General features: G+C 52.7%; 18 protein-coding genes. 11 read left to right on the top strand and 7 right to left on the bottom strand.

What is annotated here, in order from left to right:
• Positions 1–103: 103 nt before the first annotated feature.
• From ACYVC2_RS16840 to ACYVC2_RS16830, 3 genes are all read right to left on the bottom strand, one after another.
• The gene (locus ACYVC2_RS16840) at positions 104–1528 is read right to left on the bottom strand and encodes an alpha/beta hydrolase family protein (protein WP_461103767.1); all 1425 of its coding nucleotides are present in this window, start codon (positions 1526–1528) and stop codon (positions 104–106) included.
• A 43-nt stretch (positions 1529–1571) separates the two neighbouring features.
• Entirely contained in the window at positions 1572–2849 is a 1278-nt protein-coding gene (locus ACYVC2_RS16835; protein ID WP_461103765.1) for a mandelate racemase/muconate lactonizing enzyme family protein, read from the bottom strand.
• Positions 2850–2966: 117 nt separating this feature from the next.
• On the bottom strand, positions 2967–3878 hold the full coding sequence (locus ACYVC2_RS16830; RefSeq protein WP_461107166.1) for an RraA family protein: 912 nt from the start codon (positions 3876–3878) through the stop codon (positions 2967–2969).
• A 258-nt stretch (positions 3879–4136) separates the two neighbouring features.
• Here ACYVC2_RS16830 and ACYVC2_RS16825 point away from each other — a divergent pair, with 258 nt between their 5' ends.
• The 6 genes from ACYVC2_RS16825 to ACYVC2_RS16800 all read left to right on the top strand — a co-directional run bounded on the left by ACYVC2_RS16825 (position 4137) and on the right by ACYVC2_RS16800 (position 13181).
• Positions 4137–6650 (top strand): glutaminase family protein, encoded by a 2514-nt coding sequence (locus ACYVC2_RS16825; RefSeq protein ID WP_461103763.1) that lies wholly within the window; start codon positions 4137–4139, stop codon positions 6648–6650.
• A gap of 79 nt (positions 6651–6729) precedes the next feature.
• A complete protein-coding gene (locus ACYVC2_RS16820) occupies positions 6730–8646 on the top strand; it encodes a glycoside hydrolase family 2 protein (protein WP_461103761.1) in 1917 nt (638 codons plus the stop codon).
• Positions 8647–9112: 466 nt separating this feature from the next.
• On the top strand, positions 9113–9433 hold the full coding sequence (locus tag ACYVC2_RS16815; protein WP_461103759.1) for a hypothetical protein: 321 nt from the start codon (positions 9113–9115) through the stop codon (positions 9431–9433).
• Positions 9434–9652: 219 nt separating this feature from the next.
• The gene (locus tag ACYVC2_RS16810) at positions 9653–10024 is read left to right on the top strand and encodes a BlaI/MecI/CopY family transcriptional regulator (RefSeq protein WP_461103757.1); all 372 of its coding nucleotides are present in this window, start codon (positions 9653–9655) and stop codon (positions 10022–10024) included.
• Positions 10021–11943, top strand: a complete 1923-nt coding sequence (locus ACYVC2_RS16805; protein WP_461103755.1) for a M56 family metallopeptidase — start codon at positions 10021–10023, stop codon at positions 11941–11943. Before ACYVC2_RS16810 ends, ACYVC2_RS16805 begins: the two co-directional genes overlap by 4 nt.
• Entirely contained in the window at positions 11940–13181 is a 1242-nt protein-coding gene (locus ACYVC2_RS16800) for a TonB family protein (protein WP_461103753.1), read from the top strand. The genes ACYVC2_RS16805 and ACYVC2_RS16800 overlap by 4 nt, the downstream gene beginning before the upstream one ends.
• A gap of 95 nt (positions 13182–13276) precedes the next feature.
• Here the strand turns inward: ACYVC2_RS16800 and ACYVC2_RS16795 are convergent, their stop codons facing one another.
• Positions 13277–13660: a hypothetical protein gene (locus tag ACYVC2_RS16795; protein WP_461103751.1), complete on the bottom strand. Its 384-nt coding sequence runs from the start codon at positions 13658–13660 to the stop codon at positions 13277–13279.
• A 343-nt stretch (positions 13661–14003) separates the two neighbouring features.
• On the opposite strand from ACYVC2_RS16795, the gene ACYVC2_RS16790 reads away from it, so the two are divergent.
• Positions 14004–15041 carry a Gfo/Idh/MocA family oxidoreductase gene (locus ACYVC2_RS16790; RefSeq protein WP_461103749.1) on the top strand — a complete coding sequence of 346 codons (1038 nt, stop codon included), beginning with the start codon at positions 14004–14006 and terminating at the stop codon, positions 15039–15041.
• Between the two features lie 2 nt (positions 15042–15043).
• A complete protein-coding gene (locus ACYVC2_RS16785; RefSeq protein ID WP_461103747.1) occupies positions 15044–16321 on the top strand; it encodes an MFS transporter in 1278 nt (425 codons plus the stop codon).
• Positions 16322–16374: 53 nt separating this feature from the next.
• On the opposite strand, the gene ACYVC2_RS16780 is transcribed toward ACYVC2_RS16785, so the two are convergent.
• A complete protein-coding gene (locus tag ACYVC2_RS16780) occupies positions 16375–17553 on the bottom strand; it encodes a cystathionine gamma-synthase family protein (RefSeq protein WP_461103745.1) in 1179 nt (392 codons plus the stop codon).
• Positions 17554–17726: 173 nt separating this feature from the next.
• Here ACYVC2_RS16780 and vapB point away from each other — a divergent pair, with 173 nt between their 5' ends.
• Both vapB and ACYVC2_RS16770 read left to right on the top strand, forming a co-directional pair.
• Complete coding sequence (vapB, locus tag ACYVC2_RS16775) at positions 17727–17936, top strand: type II toxin-antitoxin system VapB family antitoxin (protein WP_461103743.1); 210 nt, start codon at positions 17727–17729, stop codon at positions 17934–17936.
• Entirely contained in the window at positions 17936–18322 is a 387-nt protein-coding gene (locus ACYVC2_RS16770) for a type II toxin-antitoxin system VapC family toxin (protein WP_461103741.1), read from the top strand. Before vapB ends, ACYVC2_RS16770 begins: the two co-directional genes overlap by 1 nt.
• A gap of 63 nt (positions 18323–18385) precedes the next feature.
• Here the strand turns inward: ACYVC2_RS16770 and ACYVC2_RS16765 are convergent, their stop codons facing one another.
• A complete protein-coding gene (locus ACYVC2_RS16765) occupies positions 18386–19279 on the bottom strand; it encodes an AraC family transcriptional regulator (protein WP_461103739.1) in 894 nt (297 codons plus the stop codon).
• 547 nt (positions 19280–19826) lie between these two features.
• Between ACYVC2_RS16765 and ACYVC2_RS16760 the strand changes: the two genes are divergently transcribed.
• Positions 19827–21041 carry a proline dehydrogenase family protein gene (locus tag ACYVC2_RS16760; protein WP_461103737.1) on the top strand — a complete coding sequence of 405 codons (1215 nt, stop codon included), beginning with the start codon at positions 19827–19829 and terminating at the stop codon, positions 21039–21041.
• Positions 21042–21193: 152 nt separating this feature from the next.
• Here ACYVC2_RS16760 and ACYVC2_RS16755 read toward each other — a convergent pair whose 3' ends face one another.
• A complete protein-coding gene (locus ACYVC2_RS16755) occupies positions 21194–22783 on the bottom strand; it encodes a S10 family peptidase (RefSeq protein WP_461103735.1) in 1590 nt (529 codons plus the stop codon).
• Positions 22784–22787: the final 4 nt, after the last annotated feature.

The following is a 22787-nucleotide window of genomic DNA, read 5'->3' as shown; positions in this document are numbered from 1 at the left end:
TATTTTGTTTCAACACAGGCTGTCCGTCGATACGGCACGGAGAGCACAGGGGAATAGATCAAAACTCTGTGCTCTCCGTGCCGTATCGACGGACAGCCTGTGTTCATCTTTTTTTGAATTGTCGTTGCGCAAATTCTAAAAACACCGGCCAGTCGAGAATATCGACGTGACCGCCTTCGTGTTCCCGAAAAGCCACTTCGCCATTGATGAGCGCAACATCCGGCGCGGGCATCTCGGTTGTTCCTATGCCCTTCTTTCCTAATAGCTCATACACTGGGCTAGCCCCTACGCAGGCTAGAAACTCGCCTTTCGGGTCGGCCCAGAGGTCTTTGGTACCACCCGTAATGAATACCGGACGGGGTGCCACCAGCGTAATTAACTCATGGGCATCCACCGGCATGGCGACCCAGTTTCCGCCGTATTTCAGGAAATTAGTGGCCATCCAGTGGTATTCGCCCGAACCGGCTACGTTGTCGATGGTTTCACCGTAATTCCGTTTCTCCAGCGAAGCGCCCATTGAACCCGAACAGCTGGCAAACACGATCGCCCAGCGTGGGTCGAGCGCCCCCGCCAGCAGAGCCGTTTTGCCCCAGCGCGAATGGCCCTGCACCCCAATCTGTTTGGGATTGATACCGTTGTCTTTTTCAAAATAATCAAGTACCCGGCTCAGCCCCCAGCTCCAGGCCGTCAAAACGCCCCAGTCGTCGGGTTTGCGGTCCTTGCCCTGGTTCATCAGACCGATAATACCCTCGTGTAGGCCCGCCCCGCTATCGAGTTGAACCCCGCCGGTATTTACGGTGGCAACGGCCCAGCCTGCATCGATGATTTTCTCGATAGCCGCCATCGGTTGCGGAAACGTGCCCCAGACAATGACCATCAGCGGAATAGCCCCGGTAGCCTTGACCGGCCGGTAATACGTCACCGGAATGCTCGGTTTCGCCATCGGATACCGGCTGTTATCGATATTGCCGATGATCATTTTTCGAACCGCTTTCCCGTTCAGTACCGTACTATCGATGCCGGTGGGAGCAAACGTTACGCGGGGTGTATTTGTGGGCGTTTTACCATAAATCTCCGTCAGGTAATCGTTCAGAATCTCCGGTCGGCGCTGCTTCCACCAGGTGTTGGCGTCCTTGACCGGCTTTCCGTTTTTCAGCTTCAGCGGGTCAGGTAAGGTGTAGTCATTCGCTTTGGCTTCTTCATAATTGGTCCAGTTGCCCCAGCCCGAGCGAATGTGCGTATTGGCCGCGTCGTCGAACCAGTTGTTGGTTCCTTCTTTGGGCTTTAGGTGCTGCGGCCGTTTAGGGTCGTCGGCAGGCGGGGGTAGCGTCGGCTGTTTTAGCCGGAGTTCATCCATTCCCTTCTGCCAGTCGGCCTGACTGGCTTCCCGCATCTTAGTCATGTATGCGGTTCGCTCCTCAGGAGTCATTTTCTGGACGTTAGGTGCCTGCGCGTTGACATAGTGAACGGTCAGACTGAAGGCAAAACAGGCTCCGACGAGTGCAGGACGGAATGGTAAGATATACATGGGTTTCGTAAGGTTGCAGGTATCGCGGCCGCGATACATTGTCTTAGACGAAAAACGGCACGTCCTTGGGCGCGTATTTTTTCATACCTTCTTCGTTGATCTCTACGCCGATACCCGGTTTGTTCGATAACGGGATGAACCCTTTCTCCACCATCGGTCCGTCGAATGTCACGATTTCTTTGAACATCGGTTCTTCGTGGAAATAAATTTGCCATTCGAGAATCAGGAAGTTCGGCACCGACGCACACACGTGGCTCGACGCCATCGCCCCCAGATACGACGCCACCATGTGCGGAGCAAACGGTACGTAATACAGGTTGGCCAAGTTGGCAATGCGTTGCGCTTCTCCTAGTCCACCGGCCTTCTGCAGATCGGGCATGATGATGTCGACAGCCCCGATTTCGAGCAGTTTTCGGAAGCCATGCGCCAGATAATGGTTTTCGCCCGCGCAGATCGGCGTGTTGGAGGCTTCGCGAATTTGCTTGTAGGCTTCCGGATTTTCGGCCGGAATAGGTTCCTCCAGAAACAGCAGGTTCAGCGGTTCCATCATTTTAGCCACCCGCCGGCCGGTCGTAACGTCGTAACGGCCGTGCATGTCTACGCAGATGTCGATTTTTGGGCCGACGGCTTTGCGGACGCCCGCAATCTGGTTGTACATCCGCTCCAGTTCGCCGGGGCTGGCGGTCCAGTTATAGGCATCGTATTTGTTCGGGTCGTTGCGTTCGTCGATGTCGTATTTTACGGCCGTAAAGCCCATATCGACGGCTCGTTTGGCGCTTTTACCGAAAGCATCGGCACTGGTGTCGGTTTCGCGGTAGGCGCCCGTATCGCAATACACCCGGATCTTATCCCGAAATTTCCCACCCAGCAACTGATAGACGGGCATACCGAGTGCTTTCCCGACCAGATCCCAGAGGGCCGTTTCGACCGCCGACAGCACCGAGATGTAGATACCTGCCTGAGCACCTTCGAAAAAGCCGGATTTCCGAACATCTTCGAACAAGCGGTTGACGTTGAGCGGGCTTTTGCCTTTGATTCGGTCGGCCATCAGTTTCACCAGGTGATACGTACCGACCGAAGCGTCGACGGCTTCTCCGCAGCCCCAGATGCCCTGATTGGTATGAATCTTCACAAACAGGCTGTGCCCGCCCCGCGTATAACCGCATTTAATATCAGTAATTTTCAGGTCTGAGGGAGCCGATGATTGCGGAGCATGGTGCACCGCCGTTTCGAGCCCCTCCCCGAAACTGGATAGAGCGCTGGCGCTGAATACACCGGCTAAAGCACTTTTAGTCAGAAAGGAACGACGAGATGTTGCCATATTTTTTCAGGGAAAAGGTTTAAGGAAATCAGAGATGAACACATCGGACCGCCGAAGCGGAGACACGGAGAACAAAGAGGAATAAATTAAAACTCTGTGCCCTCTGTGTTCATCAACTTACCATGTTCGGGTTTTCAGGTAGTCCTGGATCTGCTCTTTCGGAACCGGCAGTTCGTTCAGGTGGGCGTTCAGCCACTTCGAAAAATCTTTCTCGATCTCGTCCGACCAGCGGGAGTCGATCTGACCGGGCGTGTACTTCTGTTCGCGCAGGCGCAGGTGACCAAACATATCCCGCAGGCGAATGATCTCGGAGGTTTTTACGACTTTTTCGGCCAGGTGGGGCGGAATGAAACAGACGCCCCCGTCGCGGCCCAGCACGATATCGCCCGGCATGACCATCACCTTTCCAATGCGCGTAGGCCGGTTGATACCCACCAGTGTGGTGTTCAGGTTACCTTCGGGGTTGTGGTGCGACGGGTGGTAACTCCGGAAATACGACGTAAACCCACCAATTTCTTTTAGCCCGGCCACGTCCCGTACAGCGCCTTCGTAGACGATACCATTGCCGGTTTTAGCGTAAATGGAATTGCCCAGGTTATCGCCGATGGTCGGGCCATCTTCATGCATCCCGAACTGATCGACTACGTACACATCGCCTTTCACAAGCATGTCGATCGGCCAGGCATTCTGCGACTTCACGCGACCATCTTTCGTATGTCCTTTCTCATCCGTCACCCGATGCACATCCGGGCGACCGGGCATAAACGTCGCGGTCAGCGCCCGGCCTACCAGCACACTATCGGGGTTGATGGTCTGCCAGTCGCCGGCAAACTGATAGCGGTAGTTTTCGCCTTTCAGTACCGCCCAGGCTTCTTCCTGGGTCACCAGTTTCATGCGTTTTAGGATCGAATCCGGCACTTTAGGGCGGCCGTCGGGGAAGCGTTCGCCTTTCCAGTCGGGTGTCAGAAAGATCAATTCGTCCCGGGAAATCTGCTGGGCTACAATTGCCGACTTCTGACCAAGAAGCATCAGCCCAATGATCAGCGAGAAGATTTTTTTCATTTATGCAATCGGTTACAAAGGGTTTTGAAGGAATAAGGCTTCAGCCCGCCCGTTCTACCCTTCCGGGTGGTAGCCGAGCGTTCAGATTAGCTTCAATACCCTTGGTCTGCAGCGCATACTACTGAAAACCAAGCTCGGTTGGGCAACAATAAGTAAAGGTTAGCCTGCGCTGAGTTTATGATGTTGGGCAATTGTTACTTTTGCCAAAATTTGAGTTTATTTCCTATGCACAAAACTACCCTCGTTCAGGTTGCTGGTCTTTTGTTTCTCGGCCTTTTAGCAGGCAGTAGTACAGCCCAGACCCTTCGCCCACCCGCCTACCCGCTTGTTACGCATGATCCATATTTCAGCGTCTGGAGTACGACCGATAAACTGACGGATTCGCCCACCCGCCACTGGACGGGAAAACCGCAGTCGCTGGAGGGCATCATTCGGGTCGATGGCAAAGCCTACCAGTTCATGGGTGCCGTGCCCACCACCTACGAGAACATTCTGCCCTCGGGCGAAATAGACAGCTACTCAGCGAAATATTCCTTTACCAATCAGACCGAGGGCTGGGAGAAGGCCGACTTCGACGATAGCCGCTGGCTATCGGGCAAAGGGCCGTTTGGGGATACGCCTGATGCCAAAAGCAAGTGGAAAAACGCCGAAACCATGTCGCACGGTATTTACCTGCGACGGGAGTTTACCTACGATGGCAAAGCCGATCCGTCGAAATTGCTGCTGACCCTCAATCACGACGATGACGTGGTAATCTACCTCAACGGCACGAAGATTCTGGATAAACCCGGCTACATCAACGAATACATTCACCTCCCGTTGTCGGCCGCCGGTCAGAAAGCGCTGAAAACCGGAAAAAACGTGCTGGCCGTACATTGCGTCAGCCCGCGGGGCGGTTCGTTTATCGACGTCGGTATTGTCAATCCCATCAAGTCGGCGTCGGTGGCCGTAGCCACGCAAACGGGTGTAACGGTATCGGCCACGCAAACCCACTATACCTTCACGGCCGGAGCAGTCAACCTAACGGTCAATTTCCTGTCTCCGCTCCTGCTGGATAACCTGGAGGTGGCCGCCCGACCGATCACGTACCTGACCTTCGACGTTCGTTCGCGCGATGGGAAGCCGCATTCGACCCAGGTCTTTTTCAGCGAATCGGGTACGCTGGCGACCCATACCGTTGGGCAGAAAGTGGTAGCCAGAACCGGGCAGACCGATGGCCTGACCTACGAACTGGTAGGCACCGAGCCGCAATCGATTTTGTACCGGAAGGGCGATAACGTCCGGATCGACTGGGGCTATGCGTACCTGGCCGTGCCGCAGCAGACCGGCAATCAGACCGCCGTGGGCATGGCCGACGCGCTGAAGCAAAGCTTTCTGACAAACGGCCAGTTGCCCAAAACCACGAATCTTACCGACCCAAGGGCTGCTATCGACGTTTCTATTGCCAGCGTGCTGGATTTCAGCAACGTCACGACCAAACACCTGATGCTGGCTTACGACGATCTGTACTCGGTACAGTATTTCCAGCAAAATCTACGGGCCTGGTGGCGTCGGAGCGAAAAAGTAACCATGCCCGAACTGCTGAAAACGGCCGAAAAAGAATACGCTCAGCTGCAGCAGAAATGCACAGCTTTCGATGAAAAGCTCCGCGCCGATGCGCAGAAAGCGGGGGGAAAAGAATACGCAGATTTGTGCGTGCTGGCGTATCGGCAGGCCATTGCGGCCCATAAGATTGTGGCCGGTCCGAAGAACGAGGTACTGTTCTTTTCGAAAGAGAATTTCTCGAACGGATCCATCGGTACCGTAGACATTACTTATCCGTCGGCACCGCTGTTCCTGCTCTATAATCCAACTCTGCTGAAAGGCATGATGGAACCGATTTTTCAGTATTCGGAAAGCGGCCGATGGACCAAACCGTTTCCCGCCCACGACGTCGGTACGTATCCGCAGGCCAACGGGCAAACCTACGGCGAAGACATGCCCGTGGAAGAAAGCGGTAATATGCTTCTGCTAATGGGAGCCATAGCAGGTGCCGAAGGAAATGCCAGCTATGCCAAACAACACTGGAAAACCCTGACTACCTGGGTCGAATATCTCAAAAAAGATGGCTTCGACCCGGCCAATCAGTTATGCACCGACGACTTCGCCGGCCACATTGCCCGCAATGCCAACCTGTCGGTGAAAGCAATTCTGGGTATTGCGGCCTACGGAAAACTGGCGGGTCAGCTGGGCGACAAAGCCACCGCCGACACCTACTTCAAAACCGCCCGTGACATGGCAGCCAAATGGCAGGAACTCGCCCTCGACAAAACTCCATCGGACAAACCGCACTACGATCTGACGTTCGAGAACCCGGCCGATACCTGGAGCCAGAAATACAACCTGATCTGGGATAAACTGCTGGCGATGAACATTTTCCCGAAAGAAGTAGCGCAGAAGGAGATTGCCTATTACCTGACCAAACAGAAACCGTACGGCCTGCCGCTCGACAGCCGGAAAACCTACACCAAGTCGGACTGGATTATGTGGACGGCAACGCTCGCTAACTCGCCCGCCGATTTTCAGGCGCTGGTCAAACCCGTCTGGCGCTTTGCCAACGAAACGCCGTCGCGGGTTCCGCTGACCGACTGGCACGAAACAACGGATGCCAAACAGGTTGGTTTTCAGGCCCGGTCGGTGGTTGGTGGGTATTTTATCAAGATGCTCGAAGGTAAACTAAACAAGCCAGCGGGTAAGTAATTTATAGACTGCTGATTATGATCGTTATGATCAAGTCATAACCAGCAGCGGTTCATTCGTTTAAACCCAATCCTGCTTCATGCGCATTTTTCACACCCTATCCTTTGTTTTGCTAAGTTCTCTGCTTGCTCTGGGACAGGCCCCCACTGCTAGTCAGTTGCAGCCTGCGCCCATCATGAGCCGATGGGAAAAACAGATTACCCCCGAAAACGCCTGGCGCGAATATCCCCGTCCGCAACTGGTTCGGAAAGCGTGGCAAAATCTGAATGGCCTGTGGGACTACGCCATTACACCGAAAACCGCCCCGCAACCAACCCGCTACGACGGCCAGATTCTGGTGCCCTTCGCCCTCGAATCGACCTTATCGAAGGTGACCAAATCGCTCACGGCCGACCAGCGACTATGGTATCGCCGGACGGTTAGCCTCCCTTCCGACTGGTCGGGGCAGCGGGTGTTGCTTCATTTTGGTGCCGTCGATTACGAGTGCAATCTCTGGGTAAACGGTGGATTGGTCGGCTCGCATACGGGCGGCTCCGACGCGTTCAGTTTCGACATTACGGATTACCTGAAAAATGGGCAGAACGAACTCGTACTGGGCGTTCTGGACCCGACCTCTACCGGTGAACAGCCGCGCGGTAAGCAATTGCTCAATCCTAACGGAATCTGGTACACACCGGTGTCGGGCATCTGGCAGACGGTCTGGATGGAGCCGGTTCCGAAACAGACGTATCTGGAAGAGGTGCGTCTGACACCAGAACTGGATTCGGGCCGGGTTCGGGTCGAAGCGCTGCTCGACAAACCCGCCGATAATTACACGACAGCCATTCGCGTGACCGCGCTGGACGGAACTCAGACCGTAGCGACTACGCTGGTTCGGGCGGGTAGAACCGCTTACCTGAACATCAAAAACCCGAAACTCTGGTCGCCCGACAGCCCATTTCTGTACGACTTTAAAGTTGAGCTTGTTACCGTCAACGATCCATTCGGCGATACACCCCGGAATCGGCGTCCGCGCCAGGATGAGCCCCTCCGGACGGCCTATGCCAACGCCACGGTGGTCGGCAGCCCGGTCGATGTGGTTACGGGTTATTTTGCGATGCGAAAAATTTCGGTGGGTCCGGGTCCCGTGGCCAATCAGCCAGTCTTGTTGCTGAATAATAAATTCGTGTTTCAGAACGGCCCGCTCGACCAGGGCTGGTGGCCAGGTGGTTTACTAACGCCCCCCTCGGATGAGGGCATGACCTTTGAGATCGATTTTCTGAAAAAATCGGGCTTCAACATGCTCCGCAAGCACATCAAAGTCGAACCCGAGCGCTATTACTACCTCTGCGATAAACTCGGTATCCTGGTCTGGCAGGACATGCCGTCGGGCTTTCTGGAAGGTCAGAACGAACATCCCGGCGATCAGTCGGAACCCGTCCGCCGGTCGAAAGGCAAGGAACAGTTCGAGCTGGAACTCCGCCGGATGATGAACCGGCTGCATAATCACCCCAGCATCGTTACCTGGGTGGTGCATAACGAAGGTTGGGGCCAGTACGACAACAAGCGGCTGGCCGACTGGGTAAAAGCCATCGACCCCAGCCGGGCTATCAACGCGGCCAGTGGCTGGAACGACCTTGGCGCGGGTGATTTTTACGACATTCATACGTATGAAGAAGAGCCCAGAGCGCCGGCCCCCAAAGCTAACCGGGTCGTAGTGATCGGTGAATTCGGTGGCATTGGCTGGCCGGTTCAGGGGCATCTTTGGAACCCCGGCATGCGCAACTGGGGGTATCAGACCTACCAATCGGCCGATGTAGTCCTGAAAGCCTACCAGAAGAAATACGCCAAGATCATTGAGTACTACCAGAAGCAGGCGCTTTCGGCGGCTGTCTATACCCAGACGACGGACGTAGAAGGGGAAGTGAACGGGCTTCTGACCTACGACCGGGAAGTGATCAAGATTCCAGTCGAAACCCTCCGGCAAATTCACGCACCCTTGTTCAAGAAACCGTAAGCCAATAACCTACAACAAAAAACGGGCACTCAGTAAGTGCCCGTTTTTTGTTGTGCCTCAGACAATGACTAAACCACTACGCTTTGCGACTCGACCCGGTTGACTAAGTTCCCGGCATCATCTAAGCCGACGCAGGTAATTTTAGCGTTCATATTCCCATCATAACCTAACGCAAAGTGCGCCGGGTCGTAGGCCGGGTAAAGCCGCTGAGCACGTACGAAGAAGGGTAACGAGCTGGTTACATACCGACAGATCCGATGCAACCCTGCCTGTCTCCGATATCCAGATGTATGCCCCGACCGGACACCAAAACCAATATTTGTATCCTTAACTACATCACAAAAAACATAACAATTCATTAAGTTAATTATATACTCAAGAATAAAAACTATATCAATAAAGTAGCATATTTTACACGTAAATAGTTACTACATTCGCGCACCGATCTTCTCAAATTGCCACGTAAATGAAATCGATTATCGATACGCTTGATCACCCCGACTGGAAAATAGACGGTTGGCAGATCAAGTTCATGCTTTCCGAACGACTGTTGCATACCATTAAAAAGCGATCGGAGATCGATAACTGGTACGAAGACCCGGCAGTAACAGCAGTCTGGATGAAAAAACTCCGTATCTGTTTCACCAGCATGCAGATATTTCACCAGTATTTCAACGTATTACCGCACGTCGGCGACCGTCTGTTCGATGAAGATTCGGGCATGATCGTTCAGGAACGGTCGATCGATGGCAACGTTATGACCATTACATTCACCGTCAGCCAGTAATACGGCCCTACACAATTTTTTCCGGGTATAATTGAGTCGGCCCGTTGGCCAGCGGAAAACGTACGCTGGCTAACGGGCCGACTGCTGCTTATGGTAGCAGCATATATTCTGATTATCAGATCATTATCTTTTAAAAAAGAAAATAACTAATATATTAGTTGTAAAACTAAACCATTAGTCATACCTTTCGTTTATCTTTCATATGCTTCCCTAACGATTATGCCGATACGCGAACTGACCAAAGCCGAAGAAGAGATTATGCGGGTGTTGTGGCAACTTCAGAAAGGCTTTGTAAAAGATGTGCTGGCCGAGTTACCCGAACCCAAACCCGCTTATAACACAGTTTCGACCATTATCCGCATTCTGGAGAAAAAGGAACTGGTTGGGTACACGGCCTACGGAAAAACGCATGAGTACTACCCGCTGATCACGGAAGAACAGTACCGCCGTTTTCAGACCGAACAGCTCATGGCGAACTACTTCGATAATTCGCTTAAAAAGCTGGTGTCATTTTTTGTGCAGGACAAGAACATCAGCCTATCGGAAGCCAACGAAATCATTAAGCTCCTAAACAAAAAGAAAGACCAATGAATGCCCTCGACTATTTCCTGAAAGCCAACCTCTACGGTCTGCTGTTTGCGGCAAGCTACTGGCTGTTACTCCGGCGGCATACCTTTTTTAGTCTGAATCGGCTATACCTGATTGGTTCCGCGCTGCTCTCGTTGGCCCTACCGCTTGTTAGTCTGCCTACCCAGGCCATAGACCCTTTACCCGTGGGGCTCATTGCTCTTCCGATGGCTACCGCGCCTGCCGAAGCGGTGGCCGATTCGCCCGATTGGGAACAGATCGGCTGGATCGTATATGGGCTGATCGCACTCGGTTTTGTCGCCCGGTTTCTGGTCCGTACGACCCGCCTGCTTCGGTTGATCCGTCGGTCGCCTAAACAGGTGCAGGGCGATTATGTACTGGTACGACCCAACGACGCGACGATGCCCACGTTCTCGTTTTTTCAATACCTTGTTCTTAATCCCGCCGATGCCGAAAATGAGCTGATCATTCAGCATGAACTGGTCCACGTTCGGCAACACCACAGCGTCGACGTCGTAATCCTGGGCTTGCTGCAGGCGTTGTTCTGGGCCTGTCCGATGCTGTGGCTTCTTAACCGGCTGCTGCGGCAGGTTCACGAGTTCCTGGCCGATAAACAGGCCAGCCGACCCGCCGAATACGCGCAGTTTCTGGTCGCCTACTCGTTCGGTTTGCAACGTAGACAGCCGGAACCAGGTATGCTGACGAACAACTTTTTTAACCCATCGCTGCTGAAGCAACGTATTACGATGCTTCAGCAGAAAGCCACAACGCGCTGGGCACTGGGCAAATACGTACTCATAGCTCCCCTGGTGTTCGGGTTACTGGCGATGACAACCGCACGTGAGGACATTACAGCGATCGTCTCTCGGGCGACGGGCGAAACCCTGACGGTATCGGGTCGCGTGCTCAGTTCGGTCGATGGCAAAGGCTTACCGGGAGCGATGGTGCTGGTTGCGGCCACCGGAAAAGGTACGCCTACCGACGCGCAGGGTCGGTATACGCTTAAGCAGGTATCCGGGCAGGCGCTGCTGAGCGTTAGCTTCGTTGGGTTCCAAACCGTTGTTTTACCCCTCGACAACCGGACAACGATCGACGTCGCGCTGGTACCGACTGATCCCGACGAATTACCGACCATGGGGGCCACCTCGGTTTACAAGGCCATCAAGCCCAACCCGAAGATGCCCGTCCGGACCCCGCCTTCGGCTGAAACGATTACCAGGAAAAGCTACACAGCGGTGGAAGAACCCGCCGTTTTCCCAACTGGCATACCGGGCCTGATGCAGTATGTAGCGCAGGCCTTACGCTACCCGGCTAAAGCCAAAGCGGCCGGCATTCAAGGCAAGGTATTAGTCGAGTTTATGGTGCTTCCCTCGGGTGCTATCGGTTCGGCGACGATAAAAAAAGGACTCAGTAAGGAATGTGATGCCGAAGCGCTACGCATTGTCAGGCAGATGCCGCACTGGATTCCGGGTCAGCAGAACGGCCAGCCCGTCGCGACGCAGTTTGTGCTGCCAATTCAGTTTGCGCTGGAAAAGAAAGAAGATAAACGTACCGGCTGGCTGGACGGCATGCCCGTTTTTGGTCCGACCGGCAGCCCAATCGGCGACTTCCCGACGACTCGCAGCGGAGACTATCCGTATCAGCCTCGTCTGGCAATGACGATAGTGCCCGCCAGTAAATTCAGGCCCGACACCACGCCCCAGCCCAAAGCCACGACGATAAGCATTCACGAAAATCGGCCGCTATTAAGTCCTCCTCCGCTGTACATCATCGATGGCATTGAAATGAACCATTTTTCATCGGACTCCCTGAATCCTAAAAATATCGAGAGTATAAGCGTATTAAAAGGAGAATCTGCCACGGGCACGTACGGTGAGAAAGGTAAAAACGGGGTCATCCTCATTACGACGAAAAAGAAATGAACACACTCCCCTACCTGCTGACAGCCAGCCTCTATCTGCTGCTGTTCTACGGCTGCTACTGGCTGTTGCTACGCCGTAGCACCTTTTTTGGCCTGAACCGGGTCTATCTGCTTGCTTCGGTTATCCTTTCGCTGGCGCTCCCGCTGGTAAAGCTACCGGCTGGAACGGCCGAATCGCTGGCGCTGGTGAACCTCACTCTACCCACCCTGGTGATCGGCACAGCGGCCCCGACCGAAACCGGTACCTGGTCGCTGACGCAGGTGCTCTGGGCAATCTACGGGCTCGGCGTTCTTGTCATGCTGGTACGATTCGTACTGAATCTGCGGTCGGTATTCCGGCTCATTGGGCAGGGAACCGCTGAACGAAAACCGACCTATACGCTCGTGCGCCTACCGCAGGTGCTTACCTCCACCAAACCGGCCCCATCGTTTTCGTTCGGGCGGTATCTGGTACTCAACCACACGGATGCACTCAGCGGACCGGATGTTTTGCTCCACCACGAAGAAGCCCATATTCGGCAGTACCACACGGTTGACGTGCTGTTTCTGGAGTTGATGCAGGCCGCTTTCTGGTTCAATCCGGTGCTGTGGCTCTACAAACATTCTCTGCAGGAAGTCCACGAATTTCTGGCCGACCGGGCTGTGCTGCAAACACCCCAGCCTGACTATCCCCGGATTCTGGTTGCTTACGCGCTCAATGTTTCGCCAACCGCGTTACTCACTCCTTTCGTTTCTAAATCAACCCTCAAACAACGTATCGTCATGTTACATAAACCCGCTTCTTCCCGCCGACAACTGCTCGGCTACGCGCTGGCACTACCGCTGGCCGCTCTTCTGACCATGTGTACCCAATCGGAACCCGATCAGCCACTGGCTGGAAGCGGTCAGGCAGGCGCTCAGGCGTCGGCCCGCCAGGTGAATGGTGAAATCTATACGGTGGTCGAGCAGCAGCCGGAATTTCCGGGCGGAATGGCCGAGCTGGGTAATTATATGAAACGGAACCTGAAATATCCGTCGGCAGCCAAGAAGGCCCATGTGCAGGGACGGGTATTTGTACGTTTCGTTGTAACAACGACCGGCGAAATCACCGATGTGCAGATTCTGAAAGGAATCGGCTACGGCGCCGACGCAGAAGCCGTCCGCGTGGTTAAGCAGATGCCACGCTGGACTCCGGCTAAGCAGGATGGACAGGTAGTCAATGTGCAGTACAACTTACCGATCAATTTTCAGTTGGACTAACCTGGTTAGATTCACACGATAGAATCACCCAATTGCTTAAAACGACAGCAGCCCGGCAAACACCGGGCTGCTGTCGTTTTAAGAACTGCCTGCGACTACTCCATGGCAACCAACCGGCTGGTCTGCTCGACCGGTTTTGTCGACAAGTTCAACTGCTTGCGAATGCTGCCTTCTCTGGACTTGATTTCCAGCACATACTTTCCGTCAGTCAGATCGTCGACGTTCAGTTTGACGGTGTACTTCGCTTCATTTCTGTCGATGCTGTGCCGGAAAATGACCATATTTTCCGAATCACGAAGCAGCAGATCAACCGGTACGCCCTCGGCTTTATTGACGGCCACACGGATTTGATTGGTGTTTGTCACAAACGCGCTGGCTTCGAACGAAAGCGTCTTGGGCGTAGTAGGTTTGGTAGGATTGATTAACGTAGAAGCACTCAACAAAAGAGAAGCGGCTACTTTGGTCATTAGTGTTAACATGGTCGTGTATGTTTGGTGTTTTTTGTTGTCTACTTGTCTGACACTTATAAGCCAAAGGTTGTGCCAACTCATCAGCAATCTCATTATCAATCAATTAGCTTTTGTGGCATGAATAAATTCTGTCCGCAACTGGACAACCGCTGTTCACTTGCGGACAAAAGCAAGGCGGGTTCCTGGTCGGCAGAAATTCATTTTGGAAAACGACGCGGTCAACTTTTCCCGCTTACAATCAATAGCTGGCAATTGCCTATGGAGGTGGAAAATTGCCCCCCCAATCAGGAGATAAGTATGTGGCTTTTGCTTTACCCACTATACCCTGATTTATTTCTTTTTTTTGCTCAGTATGCCTCATGTTCTTCAGGTCGGTTTAGTCGGTTTTGGGTTATCGGGTCGTTATTTTCACACGCCCTTTTTGTCGGTCAACCCGCGGTTTCGGTTAAAGAAAGTCGTCAGTAGTCGGCCCGACGCGGTTCGTCAGTTCGATCCGTCCATCGAGTGGGTCGCCACACCGATCGAGTTGTTCGCTGATCCGTCGATCGATCTCGTTTTCATCTGCTCACCCAACGAAACTCACGTTAGCTACGCCCGCAAGGCACTGGAATATGGCAAGCACGTGGTAGTCGAAAAACCGTTTGCGCTCAACGAGTCCGAAGCGGCTGGTCTGCTTGAACTGGCCGAGCGACAGGACCGTATTGCAACCGCCTACCAGAACCGCCGGTGGGATTCCGATTTTCTGACCATCAAGCGCCTGCTGGCCGAGGGCGCTTTAGGTACCCTGATCGAGTACGAAGGCCGGTACGATCGCTATTCGCCCGTCGATGCGCAGGCCCAAAGCTGGAAGGAGCAGGCGGGCCTAGGTCGGGGCAACCTATACAATCTGGGGCCACACGTGCTCGATCAGGCGCTGCACCTGTTTGGCCAACCCGACACGGTCCAGGCAACACTCCGGAGCATCCGGCCCAACAGTCAGGTCACGGATTATTTCGATATCCGGCTGGGGTACCCCGATAAAGTCGTTCGGCTCGAATCCAGCCTGATCAATTACCACAATCAGCTTCGCTTTACCCTGCACGGCACAACCGGCTCGTTTATCAAAGGGGGGCTGGACCCGCAGGAAGAACGCCTGCGTCAGAATCAGCTACCCGACCAGGCTACCTGGGGCGACGAACCGCAGGATCGCTGGGGCACGCTCTACCGCGATGGGCAGGCTGAAGTCATCCAGAGTGAGCTGGGCAATTACACACCCTTTTACGACAACCTCTACGAAGCCATTGTCAATAAGGCCGAACCCGCCATTACACCCACGGATATTCAGCGGCTTGCCCGCGTGATCGACCTGGCCCAGGAAAGCAGCCGTACCCAACGCACCCTTTCGTTCTGACTATGACCACCTACCGCTGGCGAATCGTGGTGCTGTTGTTTATTGCCACCACCATCAACTACCTGGACCGACAGGTAATCAGCCTGCTCAAACCAACGCTAGAAACCGTTTTCAACTGGACGGAAACCGATTACAGCCACATCGTGATGGCGTTTCAGGCCGCCTATGCGTTCAGTTACGTCGTCTTCGGCCGACTCATCGACGCCATCGGTACGAAGCTGGGTTACACCATCGCGGTGTTTGTGTGGAGTATCGCGGCCTGCCTCCATGGGCTGGCTACCAGCACGTTCGGGTTTGGATTTTACCGGGCGCTATTGGGCCTGGGTGAAGGTGGGAATTTTCCGGCGGCCATCAAGACCGTGGCCGAATGGTTTCCCCGAAAAGAGCGGGCACTGGCAACAGGCATTTTTAATTCCGGCACGAACATCGGCGCGGTAGTAGCCCCGATCCTGGTGCCGTGGGTGCTGGGAGTTTACGGCTGGCAGGTTGCTTTTCTGCTCACGGGACTGGTCGGGTTCGCCTGGCTTGTTTTCTGGTGGTGGGGCTACGAAAGTCCACAGCGCCACACGCGGGTGTCGGCGCAGGAGTTAACCTACATAACCAGCGATGCCGATAGCAACACCAGTGAGACGATCCCATGGCTCAGTTTGATTCGCTACCGGCAGACCTGGGCGTTTATCGTCGGCAAGTTACTGACCGATCCAGTCTGGTGGTTTTTTCTCTTCTGGCTCCCCTCTTACTTTGCGTCGTCGTTCAATCTGGACCTGAAAAAGCCGAGCTTACCGCTCATTTTCGTGTATACCGCAGCTACGATCGGCAGCGTGGGGGGCGGTTATCTGTCCGGTTACTTTATTCGTCGGGGCTGGACCATCAACCGCTCCCGCAAAACGGCGATGCTGCTCTACGCCCTCTGCATTGCGCCCATTATGCTGACTCGCTACGCCACCACCATCTGGGAAGTAGTGGGGCTCCTGAGTTTGGCCGTTGCCGCACACCAGGCCTGGAGCGCGAACCTGTTTACGCTCGTGTCGGATATGTTTCCCAAAAATGCGATCAGTTCGGTAGTCGGGCTGGGTGGTATGGCAGGTTCAGTCGGCGGGCTTCTGTTTCCGATCGTGGTGGGGGCGCTGCTCGACACCTACAAAGCAGCTGGCAACATAACGATCGGCTACAACTACCTGTTCGTGCTATGCGGCAGTGCATACGTGCTGGCCTGGCTATGTATCCACCTGCTCGCCCGTACCATACAGCCGGTTACGCTGATGGATGAGAGCCGGTAATAGGATCAGCGGTGCCACGGTTTTGAACCGTGGCACCGCTATAATCCAGACGCTTACGCCGTCAATGCGGCATCCAGATCAGCGATCAGGTCTTCTACATTTTCGATACCCACCGAATAGCGAATCAGGCTTTCGGGGATACCCAGTTGAGCGCGCTGGGCTTCGGTCAGTTCGACATGGCTGGTGGTTCTGGGAGGGCCCGCCAGCGTACTGACTGAACCCAGACTGGCCGCCAGGTGCACAAATCGCAGGCTGGGCAGGAATTTCTTTACGTCGTCGTAATTACCCTTCAGCGCAAAACTCATCATGCCGCCAAAACCCGACATCTGCGTTTTGGCGATGCTATGGCCCAGGTGCGTGTCCAGACCGGGGTAAAATACATCGTCTATTTTAGGATGGTTTTTCAGGAACTGAGCGATTTTCAGGGCCGATGCATTCTGCCGTTCGATGCGTAATTCGAGGGTTTTCATACCGCGGGCAATCATATAGGCCGCTTCGGCCTGCAAACTGGCTCCGTTGATTTCCCGAAACCGAAACACCTGTTCGACCAGTTCCCGTTTTCCGGCCAGCACCCCACCCATGGCATCGGAATGGCCGCACAAAAATTTGGTAGCGCTGTGCACGACCAGATCGGCACCCAGTTTCAGCGGATTTTGATTAATGGGCGTCGCAAACGTATTGTCGACCACGACCACCGCCCCCACGTTTTTGGCAGCCGTTGCCAACCGCTTGATATCGACGACTTTCAGGGTTGGATTGGTCGGCGTTTCCAGATAAACGAGGTCGCAGCCTTTAGCGATCTCGGCTTCCAGTTGCTCATGGTCGGTCGTGTCGCAAAGCGTCACCTGAACGTTGTAGCCGGGCAGAAAATCGAGGAATAGCCGACTGGTGCCGCCGTAGGTATCTTTGAGCGAAACGACCCGCTTGCCCGGCCCCAGCAGCGCGAACAACGTGTTGCTAATGGCCCCCATGCCCGTCGCAAACGAGGTAGCCGCTTCGGCCTCTTCCAGAATCCGCACCTTTTCTTCGAACACATGCACCGTCGGGTTGGTATTGCGGCTGTAGATGAAGCCGTTGGCTTTGCCGGTTGCTACGTCGTACCACTCGTCGAGATCGTCGTAGGCATAGGTTACGCTGTTGACGATGGGAGGAGTAGTTGCGCCCTGAAAAAAGCGCTCAGTTTCGCCCGCCCAGATGGCGGCTGTTCCTTTTTTCTGCTTTGAAAAATCCATGTACGATCAGGTTGTAAATATCATGACAGGCCGAGTTAATGCCCGTTTTAGTCAGCGACCAAATTTAGTGCATTATACCGGGTTTCGGTCCGTACGGGTCTAACAATCGCCTGGTAACCCATATGATATATGAAAATCATATCTTTGTAAAGAACTCACTGACCTATTAATCCATGACTTACTTGCAGCTCTTTTATAAGCTCCAGACGCTCCCTCCTGCCTATCAGGCTGAGGTAGAAGAGTTTATTGCTTTTCTGCAGGAGAAGAATGCAAACCAACCGCACTCAAAGCGAAAAACGCCTGTATTCGGTAGTGCCAAAGGACAGTTTCAAATGAGCGATGATTTTGACGCCCCCCTAAACGACTTTGCAGACTATATGTAATGAATCTATTACTCGATACACACGCTCTTATCTGGTTCCTTAATGGTAGCACTTCCGACTTGTCACCAACCGCTCGAAAAGCTATCAGCGACCCAGCCAATACTTCATTCGTAAGCATAGCCAGTTTATGGGAAATGGCTATTAAAATCCGGCTGGGAACGTTGACTTTCACACCCGGCTACGAAAATTTACTCGCTCTGTTGGATGGAAATGGCTTTGAGTTGCTGCCTGTCACTTTTTCGCACACGCGCGAACTGCTGACCTTACCCATGCTGCGTCGAGATCCGTTTGATCGGCTCCTAATCGCGCAAAGCTTAGTTGAAAATATGCAACTCCTTACTCGCGATGTGAACATACATCAATACGCTGTAGAATGGTTTTGGTGATAGTTTTTATTTCAGCACAATGACTAGTGCCGCAACGGCAGACCGCTCTGTGTTTCAATCTTACTAATTCGTCCAGTCGCCAGCTTTGCTTTTGTATTCGCGGATGTAATCTCTGGGTGTCATGCCCGTCGTTTTTCGGAAGACCCGGTTGAAATTCGTCGGACTATTGAAACCGGTCGAATAGGCAATGGTAGAAATACCGTCGTAATTGTTGTTAATTATTTTCTTACAGGCTTCGTTGATACGTATCTCATTCAGAAACGTATTGTACGTTTTTCGGGTGTGTTTTTTGAAATATTTACAGAACGCATGGGGGGTAATATTCGCTACTTCGGCTATCCTGTTCAGGGTAATATTTTCGGCATAATGCTCTAAGGTATACTGAAATACGTCGTTCATACGTATTCCTTCGCCAACGGCCAGCGTATTACTGGCAAAACCCGAATCCAGCGATTTCCAACCACTTACTTTTTGCGAGAAGTACTGAAATAATTTCAGGGTTAGCAGCAATCGATTCAAGTTCGATTTATCTTTTAATTTTAAAATCAACCGGGATACGTTAGCAGTATAGTAGTCCGGGAGTTGAAAGCCATTGTGCGTTTTATCAAGAAAATTCCGAATAGACTCCATTTCCGGCAGATTGAAAAAAGCATCCGGAATCCGATCCTGATCGAAATACACATGAATGGCATGCGAATTATCTTTTTCAGGATTGGCAAAATGGGCTGGATCCGACTTGAAAATATGCGGCTGATTCGCGCCCAAAATATAAATGTCGCCAGGCTTAAACGCCTGGCTATAATTACCGGCAATCAGGGTACCTTCCCCTTTAATTATCAACGTCAACTGTAGCTGTTTGTGCCGATGAAAATAATTATAAAAATGGGGCAGAATATCTTCATCTACGACTACCGAATCTTCTTTAGGAACCGGGGGGGTATACTGCAACACTTTCATAATGGACAATCGTATTAATTAAGCGTTATTATTCAATAGAAGAATTATCTAATTAACGGCCAATTTCAGGTAATCCGGCACTGGTCTGCTTGCCTTATAGCGGTGCGCCGAGATTAAAACAAAATTAAACTACATACCGAGTACTTGCAAGCGTTCATCGCTGGTTTTTACACTATTGGCCATCTTGTCTTATTTCCTTCAGATGCGACGACGATAGATCACAAACGATTTGATTTACATGAAATTACTCATCTATCAATAATATGACGTTGGCACCATCTCATTCGAATGAATCCTGATTTTTTATGAGTTACTCGTCCACGTTTGTTTCTATCGTTATAAAACCATTCGGTTGTAAACACCGTTTTCTAAAGAAACCCGATGAAAATCGGCTCAATAGTTGCCCTGAAAGCCAACCTGGTGAATTAATATTTTATTGGTATTATCCAATAGAATTGAAGTATATACAGGAATTATCCATGTATAAGCGAAAATTGCTGAAATGAATTTTGCGTAAAATCAGCGCATAAATTTGATCAAAAAGAAAATGCATACGGAAGCAACGCTCTCTTTCGAAAATACAGCCCAGGCGTTTGTCTATAAGTCAGACAAACAATTAAAAAAAACGCATTATTTATTTCAGCTGATGAACCAGCAGTGGCTGGTCAAAATGGGCATACCGTTAACCATGTATGCGGTTAAATGGAACCTACCGGTTACGGGGCTTATCCGGTCTACTATTTTCGAGCAATTTGTTGGGGGAGAAACTCTCGACCAAACAACCGCTCTAATCGATAAACTACAAAAATACAACATCGATGTTATCCTGGATTACGGAGCGGAAGGTAAAGAAACTGAGGTAGATTTCAATAAAACAAAAGACGAATTTATCCGGGTTATCAACCATTCCGCTACGCATGCAAATGTTCCGTTGATCGGTATCAAGCTGACGGCACTGGCCCGGTTTACCCTGCTGGAAAAACTCAATAAATCGGCTGTGGCTTCAGGCGAAAAAATTGAACTCGATACCAGCCAGTTAAGTCCGGAGGAAAAGCAGGAATGGGAACGGGTAGTACAGCGCGTCGTGGATTTATGCGAGCTGGCCACGAAAAAAACCATCGGCATCCTGATCGACGCAGAAGAATCCTGGATTCAAAATACCATCGATGCGCTGACCATGCAGCTGATGCAGCGCTATAATCAGCAGAAATTCATCATTTATAATACCGTTCAGCTTTACCGCCATGACCGGCTGGATTTTCTTAAATATTGCTTTGAACTGGCGCAAAAAAACAACTTCCTGCTGGGCGTTAAAATCGTGCGGGGTGCGTACATGGAAAAAGAACGCAGACGATCGGCAGAGTTGAATGAACAAACGGTCATTCAGGCTGACAAAGCGGCTAGTGACGACGATTTCAACGAAGCGATCAACTTCTGTATCAGCCACATAGATACGTTATCGGTCATCATTGCCTCGCACAACGAAAACAGCGCGCTATTGGCTGTTCGGCTGCTTACCCAGGCAGCCCTCCCCCTGAATCACCCCCACGTTCAGTTTTCGCAGTTGTACGGCATGAGCGATAACATCACGTTCAATCTGGCGAAGATCGGTTGCCATGTTAGTAAATACCTGCCCTACGGTCCTATTCAGGATGTCATTCCTTATTTGATGCGTAGAGCGCAGGAAAACAGCTCCGTCGCCGGACAAACCAGCCGGGAGCTGTTTCTGATCGAGCAGGAGATGAAGAGGAGAGGATTGTAAAGGGTTTGTGATCAGAAAGATCAGAATCGCATTTGTGAAGTAAGGCTTTTGATCCCGGCATGCCTCCTTCAGCGTCACCTATTTGTAGTCAATCTGGTAGGCTATAAATAGGTGACGCCGAAGGGGGCATGTCTACGCTGGAACTTAACAACCTAATACTTAGCTGGTTGCCCTGGCTTTGGTGTCGATTTTTTGATAAACTCCCGCAGGTCGTCATTTGCTTTTACCAGGTCTTCCTGGCGCAGGTACATCATATGCCCGCTCCGGTAGCCTTTCCAGTCCATGCGGGTTTTCAGCTTACCGCTGGGATCCATCTGCCACATGTTGTACTGAGCACCAAAATAATCGCAGGCCCCGTCGTAGTAGCCCGACTGAACCAGCAGGTGCAGGTACGGATTCTGCGCCATCGCCTGCCGAAGGTTTTCACCGGTTTTGTCGGCATTGGCACCCGTACGGTCCCACGGATGAACGGGGCCGAACATGTAGTATTTCAGGTCGGTTTTATAATTCAGGAAATCCCGGAAATAGTAGTTCATGGGGGCCGCAAACGAGTGCAGCCAGGATGTCAGCTCGGGCGAATAGTCGGGTCGTTCGCCCGCATCTTCCCGATCGATACCCAGGTAGCGCGAATCGAGCCGGCCGATGGTGTAGCCCTTGTCACGCATGAGCTCTTTCCAGAAGAATGAGGTCGGAATCATCAGGTTGTGTTCGAGAATTACCTTCTCCGACAATCCTGAATAACGGGCAACTTTCGTAGCGATCTGTTTTTTCTTATCGGCTTCCAGGAACCCGCCTTTGGCCAGCGCCGGAATGAATTCGTTGATGGTAAACTGCTCGACTTCGGGCAGCATGGCCGTCAGGTCTTTCTGCTGGAGCTCCGCCGGAAGCCGCTTGTGAAACCAGGCCGTTGCCGAATAATACGGCAGTAGATTAGCCGCCCCTACGGGCCCTTCCCGGCTGATACCCAGGTCGGTGGGCGAGACCAGAATCACTCCGTTGAGGTACATCCAGCTGGCGTTCTGCAGCTCCAGAGCCAGTCCCGATACGCGCGTGGTACCGTAGCTCTCCCCGATCAGGTACTTGGGTGAAGGCCAGCGGTTCTTGCGGCTCACAAACACGTTGAGCCACTCGGCCAGGTATTTGATATCGGAATTAACCCCGAAGAACTTCGACCGCGGCACATCCTTGTTCGCCATCCGCGAATAGCCCGTATTGACCGGATCGATGTAGACGATATCGGCGACGTCGAGCAGCGAATTCGGGTTATCTTTCACCGTGTACGGCTGCATCGGGTAGCCTTCGCTGTCGATGTTCAGCAGCTTCGGACCGGTGTAGGCCAGGTGCATCCAGACCGATGCCGTTCCGGGGCCGCCGTTGAAGGAAATGACCAGCGGGCGTGTCGTCCGGTCTTTTACGTCCGAGCGTTCGTAGTAGGTATAAAAAACCCCGGCAATGGGCTTCCCATTTTCATCCCAGACCGGCTGGGTGCCAACCGTAGCCGTATAAGGCACCCGCTGTCCTTTGACCGTTATGGCATGTGAGGTCGTGATGGTCGAATCCATCGGCAGGGTCAGGTCGCCGGGAGCCGCTTTGGCCGAGGTGCCGGGTGTTGAGCGCGGGGCCTGAGCGGCCTCTGCCGGAGCGCCTGCTCCTCGCTGCCCCCCCTGCCCGCGCTGCCCCTGGGCGTACGAGAGAGAACCCGTGGTTAAACCGATAAGCACTAAAACTGCAATCCGTTTCATGTAG

This window comes from Spirosoma koreense (assembly GCF_054777875.1).
This window is presented reverse-complemented; position numbering and strand designations above follow the sequence as displayed.